The sequence below is a fragment of the Halalkalibacter alkaliphilus genome (assembly GCF_023555415.1).
Classification (GTDB): domain Bacteria; phylum Bacillota; class Bacilli; order Bacillales; family Bacillaceae_D; genus Halalkalibacter; species Halalkalibacter alkaliphilus.
The window spans coordinates 186311-201780 of the sequence record NZ_JAKRYL010000001.1 but is presented as its reverse complement, the minus strand read 5'-3'; the positions used below and the strand labels follow the sequence as shown (position 1 = coordinate 201780).

General features: G+C 37.7%; 12 protein-coding genes and 1 tRNA gene. 11 read left to right on the top strand and 2 right to left on the bottom strand.

Annotation, left to right across the window (positions count from 1 at the left end; all coding sequences use genetic code 11):
• Nucleotides 1-290: 290 nt before the first annotated feature.
• Nucleotides 291-1892, bottom strand: a complete 1602-nt coding sequence (locus tag MF646_RS00925; protein ID WP_250094603.1) for a PucR family transcriptional regulator — start codon at nucleotides 1890-1892, stop codon at nucleotides 291-293.
• Nucleotides 1893-2076: 184 nt separating this feature from the next.
• On the opposite strand from MF646_RS00925, the gene MF646_RS00920 reads away from it, so the two are divergent.
• The 11 genes from MF646_RS00920 to MF646_RS00870 all read left to right on the top strand — a co-directional run bounded on the left by MF646_RS00920 (nucleotide 2077) and on the right by MF646_RS00870 (nucleotide 15221).
• Nucleotides 2077-3537, top strand: a complete 1461-nt coding sequence (locus tag MF646_RS00920; RefSeq protein ID WP_250094602.1) for a CoA-acylating methylmalonate-semialdehyde dehydrogenase — start codon at nucleotides 2077-2079, stop codon at nucleotides 3535-3537.
• A gap of 30 nt (nucleotides 3538-3567) precedes the next feature.
• Entirely contained in the window at nucleotides 3568-4935 is a 1368-nt protein-coding gene (locus MF646_RS00915) for an aminotransferase (RefSeq protein ID WP_250094601.1), read from the top strand.
• Between the two features lie 228 nt (nucleotides 4936-5163).
• Nucleotides 5164-6438 carry a M20 family metallo-hydrolase gene (locus MF646_RS00910; RefSeq protein ID WP_250094600.1) on the top strand — a complete coding sequence of 425 codons (1275 nt, stop codon included), beginning with the start codon at nucleotides 5164-5166 and terminating at the stop codon, nucleotides 6436-6438.
• 95 nt (nucleotides 6439-6533) lie between these two features.
• Entirely contained in the window at nucleotides 6534-6770 is a 237-nt protein-coding gene (locus tag MF646_RS00905) for a DUF3311 domain-containing protein (protein ID WP_250094599.1), read from the top strand.
• A gap of 26 nt (nucleotides 6771-6796) precedes the next feature.
• Nucleotides 6797-8311, top strand: coding sequence for a sodium:solute symporter family protein (locus MF646_RS00900; RefSeq protein ID WP_250094598.1), 1515 nt, complete (start codon nucleotides 6797-6799; stop codon nucleotides 8309-8311).
• Between the two features lie 107 nt (nucleotides 8312-8418).
• Nucleotides 8419-9600, top strand: coding sequence for a M20 family metallopeptidase (locus tag MF646_RS00895; protein ID WP_250094597.1), 1182 nt, complete (start codon nucleotides 8419-8421; stop codon nucleotides 9598-9600).
• A 17-nt stretch (nucleotides 9601-9617) separates the two neighbouring features.
• A complete protein-coding gene (gene ald, locus MF646_RS00890; RefSeq protein ID WP_250094596.1) occupies nucleotides 9618-10748 on the top strand; it encodes an alanine dehydrogenase in 1131 nt (376 codons plus the stop codon).
• A gap of 877 nt (nucleotides 10749-11625) precedes the next feature.
• Nucleotides 11626-12552, top strand: a complete 927-nt coding sequence (locus tag MF646_RS00885) for a S8 family peptidase (RefSeq protein WP_250094721.1) — start codon at nucleotides 11626-11628, stop codon at nucleotides 12550-12552.
• 212 nt (nucleotides 12553-12764) lie between these two features.
• Nucleotides 12765-13415, top strand: a complete 651-nt coding sequence (locus tag MF646_RS00880; protein ID WP_250094595.1) for a YdeI/OmpD-associated family protein — start codon at nucleotides 12765-12767, stop codon at nucleotides 13413-13415.
• 25 nt (nucleotides 13416-13440) lie between these two features.
• Nucleotides 13441-14196: a HEAT repeat domain-containing protein gene (locus MF646_RS00875; RefSeq protein WP_250094594.1), complete on the top strand. Its 756-nt coding sequence runs from the start codon at nucleotides 13441-13443 to the stop codon at nucleotides 14194-14196.
• Nucleotides 14197-14318: 122 nt separating this feature from the next.
• On the top strand, nucleotides 14319-15221 hold the full coding sequence (locus tag MF646_RS00870) for an AEC family transporter (protein ID WP_250094593.1): 903 nt from the start codon (nucleotides 14319-14321) through the stop codon (nucleotides 15219-15221).
• A gap of 62 nt (nucleotides 15222-15283) precedes the next feature.
• Here the strand turns inward: MF646_RS00870 and MF646_RS00865 are convergent.
• A tRNA-Gln gene (locus MF646_RS00865) sits at nucleotides 15284-15358 on the bottom strand.
• Nucleotides 15359-15470 lie beyond the last annotated feature (112 nt).

Below are 15470 nucleotides of genomic sequence, written 5' to 3'. Positions count from 1 at the left end.
GATTAGTAGTAGTTAAATTTTTTGTATAATGTAACAAAAGGAAAAGTCTAGACTAGTAGTAAATAGATAGCGAAAATAAAGATTTTCGCTAAAAGGATAGATAGACAGGTAGTTCAAAACCCTATTATGAAAAGGTAAAGTAAGAAATGCCAACTCCTCTTTTATAGCCTCTTAGAAGTTCCCGCGGATTTAAAAGAGGAGTTATATGGTTAGGTTTTACAATGTAGTTATTTACCACTGTTTCAGGTGGCTTTTAGTCTAAGTATGCTTAACTGCTGAACCTATGAAACTTAATTTTCTAATGTACCATATAAGTATTCATATCCTAAAATTGCAAGTTCAATAGCAAGCCTTTTTTCATGGGAAGAATAAATGTCACCGATAATTCCTTCAATTTTTTCTAGTCTATGATATAACGTTTGCCTTACTATAAATAAAGAGTTTGCAGTATCATTCTTTTTACCGCTATGAAGCAAATAGTACTTTAATGTCTGGAGTAAGTGTTTATCTTTCTCTTTTGGACTATCTTCTAAGTCACCTAAATAAAAATGTACATACTCTTCAAGTGTTCCGGCTTCATCCATCAATGCTATTGTGCGGTAACTATGTAAGTATTCATAAGCAGGAATTACTAAGTTACCAAGTCGTTGTTGCACACGGAGAACGGTCTTGGCGCTTTTGTAACTTTTGTTAACATTTAAATTGTTAATGAATTGTCCAATTCCATATGAACCAAAGTAGGATCCAGTTCCTTTTTGTAATAGTTTGAATACGTCGGTGATCTCATGATGAATTTCATCTTGGATAAGGTTAGGAGGAAATAGCACAAAAACGATCTGATTATGAAATTTTGAGATAATTACCTTAAAATGACGATCTTCGAATAATGAACGAGCAATCATAATGTTACTTAAAAAATGGCTATCATCTTTCGTATTTTTTGAATCGTTAATTTCGCATACGATCGTTACGGTTATCTTTGGGATTCTTACTCCAACTACCCCTTTAAGTCCTGCTTTCAGTTCTTCTTCACTAATATCCCCTGTTAACCACTTTTGTACCCAAGTATCATCCTTATGTCTTCTTTGTTCTTCGTAATACATCGTTCGCATGACTTCCTGAGCGACAGCAGTTGCCCCGCGATCTAATGCGAGCGTTTCAAATTCAGTTAACTCTAAACCTTCTTTTGGGCGTACGAATAAATACGCAAAGGTTTGTCCTAATAAATAGATACATCTATATGTATTTGTATGAAAATTTTGAATAAAACCATTATTATCTGCTTGCCACTGCTGAATATAACCATCTCTTACTTCTTTTGGACAAGAAGGCACGAAAATCGGCTTACCTTGTATTGGAAATAATATTAACTCTAGTGAAGTAAATTGATGAAAATCGTTCATTAATTTTCCGATGCCGTGACCAGATAATAATGATTCATTAAGAACTACCGAAAGCTTTTCAAGCTTAGAGACCATTTGATGATGTTGATGTAAGAAGATAGCATGAAGATCTTGAGTAATATCAATGTATCGCACTTCGTCATAAAACAAAATGAGTGGAAAATCATGAGCTTTTGCCAAGTGAAGGGCGGCATTAGGAATTTTTTTTGTGTAGTTTACGAGCTCAATAACGAGTCCAGCTGCCTTTTTTTCAATTAATTGTTCGAGAAAAGAGATAAGCACTTCCTCGTTATCTTTCCAAGCGATTCCAGTCGATAATATTAATTCATTTCCATTTAATAATTTACCAACATTCGTAACTTCCATGATGTGAACCCATGTCACTGTTCGATCCAAAGCCTGATCACTAGCTATTACTTTAGCTTGTTGGAAAAAGGGGCGTTCAAGTATATCGCTTATTAAAAGTCGTTGCACCATAGGTTTTGACAAAGTGTAACACCTCCATTATTTTCTAAAAGCAGAAAAGGTAAGTATGTCAGTAAATAAAAGGATGAATTCGAATGATTTTTCAAAATGTTCAATAATTTATGAATCTATTTTACACTTTGTTAAATGAATAGCCAACACCATTCCTATATAATTAAAGTAATTAATCAGATAGGGGGAATTACCAATGCCAACACAGCCAGTTACTAAATTGCTGAAAAATTATATTAACGGGCAATGGATTGAATCGTTAGGGACTGCTTTTGAAGAAGTTCCTAATCCGGCAACGGGTGAGGTTTTAGCAAGTGTTCCTTTATCAACAAAGAAAGATGTTGATCATGCGACAAGAGTGGCAAAGGAAGCTTTTAAAACATGGAGCACAACACCAGTACCGCAAAGGGCGAGGGTATTGTTTTCCTATCATCATCTTCTAAAGGAACATTACGATGAATTAGCTGAGCTTATTACACTTGAAAACGGAAAGACGAAAGAAGATGCAAGAGGTGAAGTACAAAGAGGAATAGAGTGTGTTGAATTTGCAGCAGGTGCTCCAACACATATGATGGGCGAAGTACTTCCGGAAATTGCAAATGGTATCGAATCTGCTATGTATCGATATCCTGTAGGTGTTGTTGGCGGAATTACCCCTTTTAATTTTCCTATGATGGTTCCTCTTTGGATGTTTCCGCTCGCCATAGCGCTTGGTAATACTTTTGTTTTAAAACCTTCTGAACGTACGCCGTTATTGGCTGAGAGACTAGTAGAATTGATGACTGAAGCTGGGTTGCCAAATGGAGTATTGAACTTGGTTCATGGAGCTCATGATGTTGTAAATGGGATCATTGAACATCCTGACATTAGAGCCGTTTCATTTGTAGGTTCTCAACCAGTAGCAGAGTATGTGTATAAACAGTCCGCGGCTAACGGAAAACGAGTTCAAGCACTTGCTGGGGCAAAAAATCATGCAATTGTTCTTCCAGATGCAGATTTGGACAAAACAGTACAAGGAATTATTGGAGCCGCTTTTGGTAGTGCGGGAGAAAGGTGTATGGCTTGTTCTGTTGTGGTTGCTCTCGAAGAAGTAGCGGAAGAATTAATTTCTAAGCTAAAAGAAGCAGCTGATCAAATAGTAATTGGGAATGGATTGGATGATAATACGTCGTTAGGACCTTTAATTAGAGAATCTCATTTACAAAATGTTAATAAATACATTGAGTATGGTGAAAATGAAAATGCTCTGTTAATTAGGGATGGAAGGGAAGATAAATCATCTCAAGATGGCTACTTTCTAGGAGCTACAATCTTTGACAAGGTGACACCAGAAATGAAAATTTGGAAAGAAGAGATCTTTGCACCGGTGTTAAGTATTGTACGTGTGAAAACGCTAGAAGATGCAATTGAATTGACAAACCAATCAGAGTTTGCGAATGGAGCTGTTATTTATACAAATAATGGAAAGGCAATTAGGCAGTTTAGGGAAACGATCGATGCAGGAATGTTAGGTGTAAATGTAAATGTACCAGCACCGATGGCGTTCTTTCCATTCTCGGGTTGGAAGAAGTCATTCTATGGTGATTTGCATGCTAATGGAAAGGACGGCATCCAATTTTATACTCGTAAGAAAGTAATGACGTCACGCTTTTTCTAATCATGATTTCAAAAGAAAGTTGGTGGCCTTATGACTACTAAAGGAACAGAAACAAATAAAAAAGAGGACTTGTTAATAAAAGATCGAAAATATATGTGGCACCATATGTCGAAGCATAATGAAAATCCAATGATTTTTGTTTCTGGGAAAGACAGTTGGATTGAAGATGTTGATGGGGAAAACTATATAGATGGTATGAGTGGTTTGTGGTGTGTAAATGTTGGCCATGGACGGAAAGAAATTGCGGAAGTAGCAGCAAGTCAAATGGGAACGTTGGCATACTCCCCAATGTCTCAAAGTCATATACCTGGCATTGAACTCGCTGATAAAATTAATGAATGGCTAGAAGGAGAGTATCGCATTTTCTACTCCAATTCCGGATCCGATGCGAATGAAGTTGCTTTTAAAATTGCTCGTCAATACTTTGCTCAGAATGGGCAATCAACACGCTATAAGTTTATTTCTAGGTACAGAGGATACCACGGGAATTCAATCGGTGCGATGGCAGCAACAGGGCAGGCGATTCGTAAGTCATTGTATGGCCCTGCTCCAGATGGATTCAAACATGTCCCACCGCCATACTGTTACCGCTGTCCTTTTGGAAAAGAGCCGTCTAGTTGTCAGCTAGAATGCGTATCAACCATTCGCGATACGATTGAGTGGGAAGGGGCTGAAACAGTCGCGGGAATTATTTTGGAACCAACTATTACTGGTGGTGGCCTAATTATTCCTCCGAAAGAATATGTGACAAAGGTTCGTGAACTATGTGATGAGTATGGCATTCTGATGATTGTTGATGAAGTAATATGTGGGTTTGGACGTTCTGGAGAAAAATTTGGACATCAAAATTTTCAAGTTAAGCCAGATATCGTAACGATGGCTAAAGGCTTGACAAGTGCATATGCACCTTTATCTATTACGGCTGTTCGAGCGGACCTTTATAATTCTTTTAAAGACAACAGTGGCCAGAACCATTTCCGTCATGTGAACACCTTTGGTGGCAATCCCGTTTCTTGTGCGGTTGCTCTTAAAAATATTGAAATCCTTGAAAATGAAAACCTCGTCGAACGTGCAAGAGAGTTAGGCCGACAGATTGAGAGAAAACTACAGCGCTTGGAACATTATAAAGTAGTAGGGGATATTCGTGTCTTTGGATTTGCTGCTGGTATCGAATTGGTTGAAGATAAACGATCTAAAAAGCCTCTTTCTGATGAGAAAATGATGAAAGTCCTTTCTGTATGTAAGGAGAATCACGTAATACTTGGGAAAAATGGCGATACTGTTCCAGGGCATAATAATATTATTACGATCTCCCCACCATTTGTACTGACGGACGAAGAGCTAGAAAAGGTGGTTGCTTCATTAGAATGTGGGCTGATGGCGATTGAATCCGAATAATAGAAAACGAGAATGATAGCTTATTTGGAGTTCTATCATTCTCATATATAGTTTTTATTGTAAGCGCTTTAATATTGTGTTTAAGGATAACGGAGGTGAGGCACATAATTTAGAATTTTACATTATGTAAAATACAAACCATATATTAGGGACAATATGTTAGACAAAAAATGGGACTAGGTCAAATACAATAGAGTGAACCTGTATTATATAGAGCGGAGGAAAGTAATGACTAGTATAAAGATAAATAAACCTATTCAAATTAATCATGATCGATTACAGAAAAGATTAATAGAGTTAGCGCAAATTGGTAAAATTCAAGAAACAGGAGTATGTCGACTAACCCTATCTAAAGAAGATAAACAAGCAGTACTTCTAGTTGAGAAATGGATGGGGGAGGCCGGATTAAGTACTAGAATTGATGCAGTCGGAAATTTAATTGGGCAGTGGACGGGAAGTGATGACTCTCTTCCAATCCTTGTTGTAGGTTCACATATTGATAGCCAACCGTATGGTGGACGATTTGATGGAACAATTGGTGTAATTGGCGCCATTGAAGCAATTCAAACAATGAACGAACAAGGATATAATCCGGAGCGGACGATTGAGGTAATTGCATTTTCCGATGAAGAAGGTTGTCGTTTCGATAAAGGTTTATTTGGTGCTAGAGGAATTATTGGTCAACTCGAGGAAGGTGAATTAGAAAGAAAAGATATAAATGGGATAACGCGCAGAGAGGCATTAGTTGAATTTGGGTGTAATCCAAACGAAGTTGAGAACGCTGTTTACCCTAAAGGTAGAATTGGTTCTTTCCTAGAAATGCATATTGAACAAGGGCCAATTTTAGATAAAACTGAGAAACCAGTAGGTCTTGTGACAGGGATTTCGGGCCCATTATGGTTAACGGTTGAACTTAAAGGGTTTGCAGGTCATGCAGGTTCTGTTCCTATTCCTTATAGACAAGATGCGTTAGTAGCAGCAGCGGAAATTACGACCAAGCTCAGAGAACTAGCGTCTGAAGAACCGGAGGCTCCAACTGTAGCGACCGTTGGAAAATTAGAGGTCTTTCCGAACTCGAGAAATATTATACCAGAACATGTTCGATTCACGATTGATCTCCGAGATATTGATATTAAGCGCCGCGATAGGATTGAAAACAAACTTTATGAAGCAATAGATGAGATTTGTGATCGTCATAAAGTAACAAAAACAATAACGGTAGATACAAAAAGTGATCCGCGCTATTGTTCAGATGAAATATTAGAAGAGATGCGAACAGCTGCAAGAACTTTGTTTGATGAGTCACTTCCAGAAATGATGAGTGGTCCATTTCATGATGCATTAGCCATGTCATCTATTTGTGATTTTGGGATGATCTTTGTCCGGTGTAAGGACGGAATCAGTCATAATCCGAAAGAGAGTGCTAACTATACAGACATTTCCTTAGGAACAGAGCTATTATATCGAACAATAATCTTGAGAAGTAATGCAAAGGAGGAATAGGATGCGTCATCTGCCATTTATCCTATGGAAACCAACATAAAACGAACAGTGCTTCTTTCTGAACAATAATAGAATAAAAAAGGAGGACTTTTCTTATGTTATCAAGGTATCCACGTAAAAAAGTATTGTTGTATAGCCTCATTATTCTTGTTTTCGTTGTTTTGGAAACACCTTTAATTATGTTGGCAAATACTAGTGATCCTTTTGTTTTTGGACTTCCATTTTTTCTGTTTTGGAATTTATTATGGTGGTTTATCGGAACGGCTCTCTTTTTAATTGCCTATCTAACTGATTGGGGAAGTAAACCTATTAAATCTGAGTCATCTAAATAAAGGAAAACAGGGAGGAGGATGTACAAATGACGATTGGTGTTTTAATTATTGCAGCATTTATGCTTATCCCGTTAGCTGTTGGTTTTTTTGCGGCTACTAAATCAACGCAAACGAGTGAAGATTTCTTTATTCAAGGTAGAGGAATGGGGGCTATTGCCGTATTTTTTACGGTAGCAGCAACATGGTGGAGCTCGTTTGCATTTTTAGGATCAAATGCTACTTTCTATACGAGTGGTCCGGTTTATCTAACGGCTATGGCTTGGAATCTATTATTTGGTTTTATGTATTATTGGATCGGAAAACGAGTTTGGTACTTGGGAAAAAGATTCAATTATATTACGCCATCTGATTTATTAGGTGATTTTTATAATAACGAAAAATTACGGATGGTCGTTGCGGGTATTTTACTGATTTTTACTATACCATATTTGCAAATTCAACTGACTGGAGGAGCATATTTAATTGAGGTTGCTTCAGGAGGGATTATTCCTTTTTGGTTCGCTGCTCTAATCTTTTACTTCATTATAGTTGTTTATGTTTGGGTCGGTGGAATTCGTGCGGTTGCTTGGACTGACATTATTTATGGTGCGCTCCTTTTCTTTGGAATGATGTTTGCTGGTCTTTACATTTCCCAAAACCTTGGTGGGCCTACTGGACTTTTTAATAGTTTATTAGAGTCGAGTCCAGATCATCTAACATTACCAGGGCCTGAAGGGACAATGGGATTCCCAATGTGGTTCTCGCTTTGTGTAGTTACAGCGGTTGGGGCATTTATGGGACCACAACTATGGTTACGTATGTACGCAGTTAAAAGTGGCAAGCTCTTCAATCTAATGCCTTTCTTACTAGGATTAGCAGCAATTGCTTATATGGGTTCTCTATTAACAGGATTCTCTGGTGTTCTCTTAGAACCCAATGTAGCAAATGCCGATCAAATTTTACCAATCATGCTCACCAATTATGCACCGTTTGCTTTAGCATCATTGATTTTGGCAGCAGGTGCAGCGGCAGCCATGTCTACGGCTAACTCACAAATCCATGCAATGTCTACGATTGTGACCTTGGATATTTATAAACGATACGGCAATCCCAATGCTAGTCAACAAAGTATTGTTAAAGTGGGACGCTGGTCTCTTGTCATCTTTTCCTTAATTGCTTATGTTATGGCCTTAACAGTACCTGGTGTTCTTGTGACTGTTGGTATTGCAGCTTTAGCAGGAACAGCTCAGTTAGTTGTTCCAACAATTGGAGCAATTACTTGGCGCCGAGCTCATCCAATGGGTGCGATGTGGGGACTTTTAGGTGGGATCACAACCGTTCTTTTAATTACATTTATTCCCGCATTTTCTGCTCCATTTGGCTATCATGCAGGGGTTTGGGGACTACTTGTCAATGCAATTTTATTTATTTCGATTAGTTTAATGTTAAAAAGAACAGACAATAAAGTGGTTAAGAGATTTGAAGATGCTAGGTATGACTATAACAAGGAATACCATCCGGAATTGATTGAAGAGTCTGAAGAAAAAAGAAAAACGGTATAAAAATTTGCTCTAAAAGGTGGGTTATACTTTTTTAGATTAATTCAATTAGTGAAAAAAATGTAACCTTAAACGTTTTTGATCACTTATTTCGCAAGGGGGATTTAATGATGTCTGGCCATTCAGAAGCTATCCAATTAACACAGAAGCTAGTTCAAATACCAACGGAAAATCCAAATGGTATTGAGCTTGAATGCTCTACATTTGTAGAAACGTGGCTTAGAAAACTAAATAACGTAAAGGTAACAACACAAGTAGTAGAAGAAGGGAGAGTTAATGTTATTGCTAAGTATGAGGGGAGTTCATCGAATTTGCCTCCTCTTGTTATCATTGCTCACATGGATACGGTTCCAGTAGAAGGAACGTGGTCTGTCGATCCTTTTGGGGGTGAGATCATCGATGGCAAACTATATGGACGTGGGGCATGTGATATGAAGAGTGGATTGGCTGCTGCATTAATGACAATTAAGGAAATCAGTGAACAAAACATTCAATTAAGTAGAGATTTATATGTGATTGCTAGTATCGATGAGGAAGGTCCGTATATGAAGGGAGCGGTCGCTCTTGTTGATGAACAACTAATTCCAGATGATGCTCTGTTAATTGCAACAGAGCCAACCAATGCAACGCTAGCTACTGTTCATAAAGGAACGATTTGGTATGAGGTGATGGTAGAGGGGAAAAGCTCTCATGGTGGAAATGCTCATTTAGGAGCAGATGCAGCTCATGCTGCCGCTGAGATCATTGTTTCTATTAAAGAGAAAGTACAAAAATTGCCTTATCATCATGAAATCTTCGGTGCACCAGCTGTCTCAGTTGGGACGATCGGAGGTGGGAATAAAACGAATATGGTAGCAGGGTCATGTCGCATGGAATTAGACTTTCGTCTTGTCCCTCCAATGACTAAGGAAGAGGCAAATCAATTAGTTGCAGATGCAGTTCAACAAGGGTGTGCTAAAGTAAAGGGAACAAAGGCAAGGACGGAGCATTACGGTTGGGAACGTCCTCCTGTGGAAACTGGGGATCATAGTCCACTGATTGATTGCTTCAACAAGGCTTATTCCAATGTAACTGGGACCGAATTACAACAGAGTGGATTTCCTGCTTACACAGATGTTAGTATGATCGGTTTAAAAACAGGAAATCGTAATTTAGTTGTTTTTGGTCCAGGGCATTTGGATCAAGCCCATGCCATTGATGAATACGTAGAAGTTGAACAGATTGATTTATGTACGAAAGTACTAATTGAGACTGCTAAAACATTAGAAGTTTCGGCTCTATCAAAATCGTAGTGGTAGGAGGAAGCATCGTGATAATTGGAGTGCCTAAAGAAATTAAAAACAACGAAAACCGTGTAGCCATAACCCCTGCGGGTGTCTTGGCTTTTACCCAAGCAGGACATACAGTTTTAATTGAAAGTGGAGCAGGAAGAGGAAGTGGCTTTACTGATGACGACTATAAAGAAGCAGGGGCTATGCTAAGACCACATGCAGCACAAGTGTGGAAGGAAGCGGAAATGGTTATGAAAGTCAAAGAACCTATGCGAGAAGAATATTGTTTTTTTAGAAAAGGGTTAATCCTCTTCACGTATCTGCATTTGGCCGCAGAACCATTCTTGACGGAGGCACTTGTGAAAAATGAAGTAGTAGCAATAGCGTATGAAACAGTTGAAGTCAATGGGACCTTACCATTACTAACACCGATGAGTGAAGTAGCAGGACGGATGGCCTCTCAAATTGGAGCACAACTTTTAGAAAAGACAAAGGGTGGAAAGGGGATTCTTCTAAGCGGTGTACCAGGAGTAAAACGTGGGAAAGTCACGATCATTGGTGGAGGGATTGTTGGGACGAATGCAGCCAAAATAGCTATAGGTCTTGGAGCAGAGGTGACCATGATCGATGTTAATCCTGATCGACTACGTCAATTAGACGATACGTATAAAAGTGACATTACAACATTGATGTCAAACTCTCTCAACATTACCGAAGCAGTAGCAGATGCTGATTTAGTTATTGGAGCCGTTCTGATCCCAGGTGCTAAAGCTCCAAAGCTAGTAACAGATGAAATGGTTCAGAGAATGGCTCCAGGTTCTGTGGTGGTAGATGTAGCCATTGATCAAGGGGGGATCGTTGCTACGGCTGACCGGGTGACGACACATGATCAACCGACTTATGAAAAGTATGGTGTTGTTCACTATGCCGTTGGGAATATGCCTGGTGCTGTTCCACGAACATCAACGATTGCATTAACCAATGTAACAATTCCTTACGCTTTGCAGATAGCGAATAAAGGATTAAAAAAAGCACTCTTAGAAAATGAAGCATTAAAAAAAGGTTTAAATGTAGCTGAGCGATATGTTATATATGAAGCCGTTGCGCGAGACCTAGGTTATGAAGTTGCAAGCTTTGAGCAAGTATTCTGCATGGAAAAAGTTATGTGAATAATATAATCAAAAAGATTGTGCAAATGAAAGCTAGAAGAGACATTTTGGGAAGTAAACGTCTCTTCTAGCTTATTTTATGTTTTTTTTGCTGATTTTTTAAAGAGTTTGGGCAAAGAATGCTAGTGAAGCGTAAGGTAGATATATTTCTAATAACATGTGGGCTTCTTGTGTGGGTTTCTTCTAATCTGATAGAGCTAAATATGAAGGTCCTATATGACATCTTTATAAGAAAAATAGCCGATAAGTCGACCTTTGTCATAACTCTAATCCATTCCTCCTTCTTCTAGTCAATAAAGGTGCTTGACCTAGGGATTAAGTAATAAATAATGATTTTAGGATAGAAATCTAACCAGTATAAACGAACGAATATTCGTATTTTTCCACCTTGACGCCTCTGATCATGATAGAATAATAAGTGACATATATTCCATAATTATCCTAAAGTGCTAAGCCACTTTATGAATTACCTCGAACAAGCCTTGCCAGTCATCTAAATACTGTGTAGGGCTTGTTTTGTAAACAAGGAGGTGATAGTCGTGTTGGAGTGGCTGGAGCTTTTTCTAAAATTGTCAGTGCTTGCTGCCACAGTTTTCTCTTCCATCACTCTCGGATTAAAAAATGTGAAAGAACTCAGAAAAAAGTCCAAAAAGAAAAGACGCTTCCCTTAAGGAAACGTCTATACAAAATGAAAACCTTCTTATCGATTATTATAATACGAGCTTAGTCGAATGATGCATGAAAATTTAAAATGATACAAAATGTTTATATTTGAAGTGGCGTAATGAGGATAAATGGAATATATGTCGCCATTATTCAAAAAGGGGGAATCGCATTGAGTAAAGTAAGCTTAATCCCTTATACTGTTCAAACTGTCATGAAAAATACAAAAGTTATTCCACCAGGGATAGAGTTAATCGAGGCTCCTTCTGTTTGGGAGCAAGGGTATTCTGGTGAAGGAATTGTTATTGCTGTTCTGGACACAGGTTGTGATTCCGATCATTTTGAACTAAAGGATCAAATCATTGATGGGTATAATTTTACAACAGATGACAACGGTGATAGAACCATTTTTGAAGACTATAACGGCCATGGTACTCATGTTTGTGGGACGATTTGCGCTGCTAAGAATGACGAGGGTGTAATTGGTGTAGCACCAAAAGCAAGGCTTCTTGTCCTAAAAGTTTTGTCAGGACAAGGGTATGGAGATACAAAGTGGGTAACAGAAGGTGTCCGACATGCGAAAAATTGGCGAGGAGAAAACGGTGAACGAGTACGCGTTATCTCTATGTCTTTAGGAGGTAGGGAAAATAATCCTGAATTGCATCAGGCCATTCAAGAAGCGATACAGCAGGATATCCTTGTTGTTTGTGCTGCTGGTAATGAAGGGGACGGAAAAGATGAAACAGACGAGTATGCCTATCCGGGTGCCTTTCCAGAAGTAGTACAAGTCGGGTCGGTGAATTTAAGAGGAGAGATTTCTAAATTTAGTAATACCAATTGTAAGATTGATTTAGTTGCCCCAGGTGAAGAGATCCTTTCTACCTACCTTAATAATGAATTTGCGGTATTATCAGGAACATCGATGGCAGCTCCGCATATATCAGGAGCGGCCGCGCTTATTATTGAACAGAGTGAGAAAGAGTTTGATTGTCTGTTATCAGAACCGGAACTATATGCTCAGCTTATTAAAAGAACGGTTTCATTGAATTATAGTCGCCGCTTTCAAGGGAATGGTATTTTGAAACTAGCATCTAGTTTAGTTACAGCGAAAGAAGATCATAAGATTACTGCCGCGAAATAAAGAATAAGAATTAGAATAAGCTGCTGATTTCTCTTTGAGATCGCAGCTTCTTTGTCTTAGTAGCACCAAAGTGGGGAGTGTTTGAGGCGTTATGGAAAGTAAGGAAAAAGTTACGGTGAGTAAAGGGACGTAATAAGAAAAAAATTGCAATGTACTAAGAAAAGCTCGTATAGTTGAATTAAATAAAGACTATTTTAAAAAGGAGCCTACTAATGACGATCATTAATAAACTAAATCTTAATAAATATACAAACATGGCCGTTATTAATCAACCGCATGACTATGATTTATTCAATGAGTTCAAGACGACATTATCTAATGACCATGATGCGATTTTTGTCTTTGTAGAAACAGTTAACGAAATGATTGAGCATACTCAGCGTATCATCCAAGATCAGTGCTTACTTGAAAAAGGATACGTATTTTTTGCTTATCCGAAAAAAGGCAACAAAAGATATACAACCTACATTCACAGAGATGAGATTTTTCCAGCGATGCAAGTAGGGGAAGATGGATATGTAGAGAACAGCGATTTGAAGTTTTCACGTATGGTTAGCATGGATGACATCTTCACTGTCGTTGGATTAAAGCGTGAGAAAAAGAAGGAAAAAAAATCATCCGCTGCAAGCCAGTGCGTTGCAGATTATGAAGGCCATGTACCAGATGTTGAAAAACTACTAGCTGATTATCCAACTGAGCTTAGTTTTTTCCAAAATCTCACACCAGGTTATCAAAGAGATTGGGCTCGTTTTATTTTTTCTGCTAAGCAACAGAAAACACGTGACAAGCGGCGAGAAAAAATGGTTGAAGTCTTATCCCAAGAATATAAATCGATTGATTTATACCGACAAATGAAGAAATAGGCTTGTATGATAAAGGAGAAGCATTATGGGATATTATGATCTCTCAAAAGAAGAAAGAGTACATGTCTACAAAACTATGGAAGGCAATATTACTTTCGATGTAAAACAAAATAAAATTGATTATCTACTTCAATATGCGGCGGATCAAGATACATACATTCGAAAAAATGCTTATCTTATTATGGGGCGTCTGTATCATTCCAATCCACCTTTGCAAGAAGCGGTTCTTCAAATAGCGGAAAAGTTGCTAGCACATGACGACGAGAAGATTAGACAGACAATCGTGAATGCGCTTGGGGAAATAGGAAAAAAAGATGCAAGTAGTGTGATGGCTTTTTTTGAAAAGGCTTTATTCGATGAACATCATTCTGTTCGAAATGCAGTGATTGGTTCGTTCAAAAAAATGGGAAAGGTCAATCCAAAGCCGGTCCTGTCTATTTCAAAAAAATACTTACATCACCCCGATCCAGAAATTCGAAGAGAAGTCATTCATGGTATTGAATTAAGAGGGAGGACCCATCCTGAAGAAGTGTTGCCATTACTGAAAGAGGTTCAATTTGAAACCGTAAAAAGGGTACGAAATATGATCATTCATGTAATTGGTCAAATTAGTTATAAAGAAGGTTGTTTAGAAAAAGTTGTACAAGCTCTGCGTGAATGGGAAAATAAAGAGTTAGTACAAGGAGCAATCATTGAAATAATAGACGTTCACCATAGGTACATGGATTTCAGTGATAAAACCGCTGAGGAGGCCAAAATTTATATTTCTAGACATTTATAATTCTGGTTCGTAGTCTTAATTATATGAATTTTTTTGTATTTCAAGCTATAGTGGGAGGAGTAGCTTTTTTACTCAAACTCTTTCTTATGAAAATACAAATACTCTGAGGAGCGTATGTTTTTATGAACCAGGAATTTCTTTATATTATTTTAATTATTGGTCTTGGGTACCTATTAAAACGTTTCAATATATTAAAAGAAAAAGATGGGGAAGTTATCTCAAAAATTATTTTTAAAATTACCCTTCCTGCTTTAGTAATTGTTACATTTCATTCAGTGGATATCGATACTACTTTAATTTATTTACCATTTATCGTGTTCATTTTTGGACTAATAACAGTGTTTCTCGGTTTGTTAGTTTTTAAAAATGAGGAAAGAGAACTGAAAGGCTCTTTTCTAATGCTCTCCGGATTTAATGTTGGATTATTTGCATTTCCTCTCGTTTATGCAATGTGGGGAATGGAGGGGTTAACACATTTTAGTATGTTTGATGTTGGAACATCATTTATTGTCTTTGGACTTGCCTATATTTTTGGAAGTTACTTTTCAAAAGAAGGACTACGTCTTAAGCCATTAGATATATTTAAGAAGCTTGGCAAGTCTATCCCTTTAATGACCTATATAATTGCGAGTGCATTAAATTTTAGTAATGTTCAATTGCCTGATACACTGATTCATGTAGCAAGTACAATTTCAGCAGCCAATATTCCTTTATCTTTATTATTATTGGGACTTTATTTGAACTTTAAAGTTGAAAAACAATTTATAAAACCAATATTGAAATATTTAACTTTTCGCTATAGCTTAGGTTTAATAGTTGGTGTAGCTTTGTATTTTATCCTTCCATACGATCAGATGTTTCGATATACAATCATGATTGGGTTATTACTACCTGTTGCAACATCTGCCTTAGTATTTGCGGTCGAATTTAAATATAGTACTACTCGTCTAGTTGCTACTATATCTAACATAACGATTGTCATTAGTATCGTAATTTTGTATGTTTTTGCTAATTTTATTATTTAGATGCACTTTGTATTGGGTGAGGGGATTATGCTTGGTTGAAAGAAGCTCCTGTGGAAAGAAAATGGCTGGGCTAGCAGGATTCGAACCTACGCATGACGGAGTCAAAGTCCGTTGCCTTACCGCTTGGCTATAGCCCAGCGAAGCGACATTTATATAATATGCTTTTTCAGAAAGGTTATACGGTTTGAATAAAAAATTTTTTGAACGTTGATTCCAAACTTCTCCTTTTGAAAAGCTGCCTTAGTATGA

Coding starts and splice junctions, on each gene's coding strand:
- MF646_RS00920 (WP_250094602.1), top strand. CDS start 2,077: ATGCCAACACAGCCAGTTACTAAATTGCTGAAAAATTATATTAACGGG.
- MF646_RS00915 (WP_250094601.1), top strand. CDS start 3,568: ATGACTACTAAAGGAACAGAAACAAATAAAAAAGAGGACTTGTTAATA.
- MF646_RS00910 (WP_250094600.1), top strand. CDS start 5,164: ATGACTAGTATAAAGATAAATAAACCTATTCAAATTAATCATGATCGA.
- MF646_RS00905 (WP_250094599.1), top strand. CDS start 6,534: ATGTTATCAAGGTATCCACGTAAAAAAGTATTGTTGTATAGCCTCATT.
- MF646_RS00900 (WP_250094598.1), top strand. CDS start 6,797: ATGACGATTGGTGTTTTAATTATTGCAGCATTTATGCTTATCCCGTTA.
- MF646_RS00895 (WP_250094597.1), top strand. CDS start 8,419: ATGTCTGGCCATTCAGAAGCTATCCAATTAACACAGAAGCTAGTTCAA.
- MF646_RS00885 (WP_250094721.1), top strand. CDS start 11,626: ATGAAAAATACAAAAGTTATTCCACCAGGGATAGAGTTAATCGAGGCT.
- MF646_RS00880 (WP_250094595.1), top strand. CDS start 12,765: ATGACGATCATTAATAAACTAAATCTTAATAAATATACAAACATGGCC.
- MF646_RS00875 (WP_250094594.1), top strand. CDS start 13,441: ATGGGATATTATGATCTCTCAAAAGAAGAAAGAGTACATGTCTACAAA.
- MF646_RS00870 (WP_250094593.1), top strand. CDS start 14,319: ATGAACCAGGAATTTCTTTATATTATTTTAATTATTGGTCTTGGGTAC.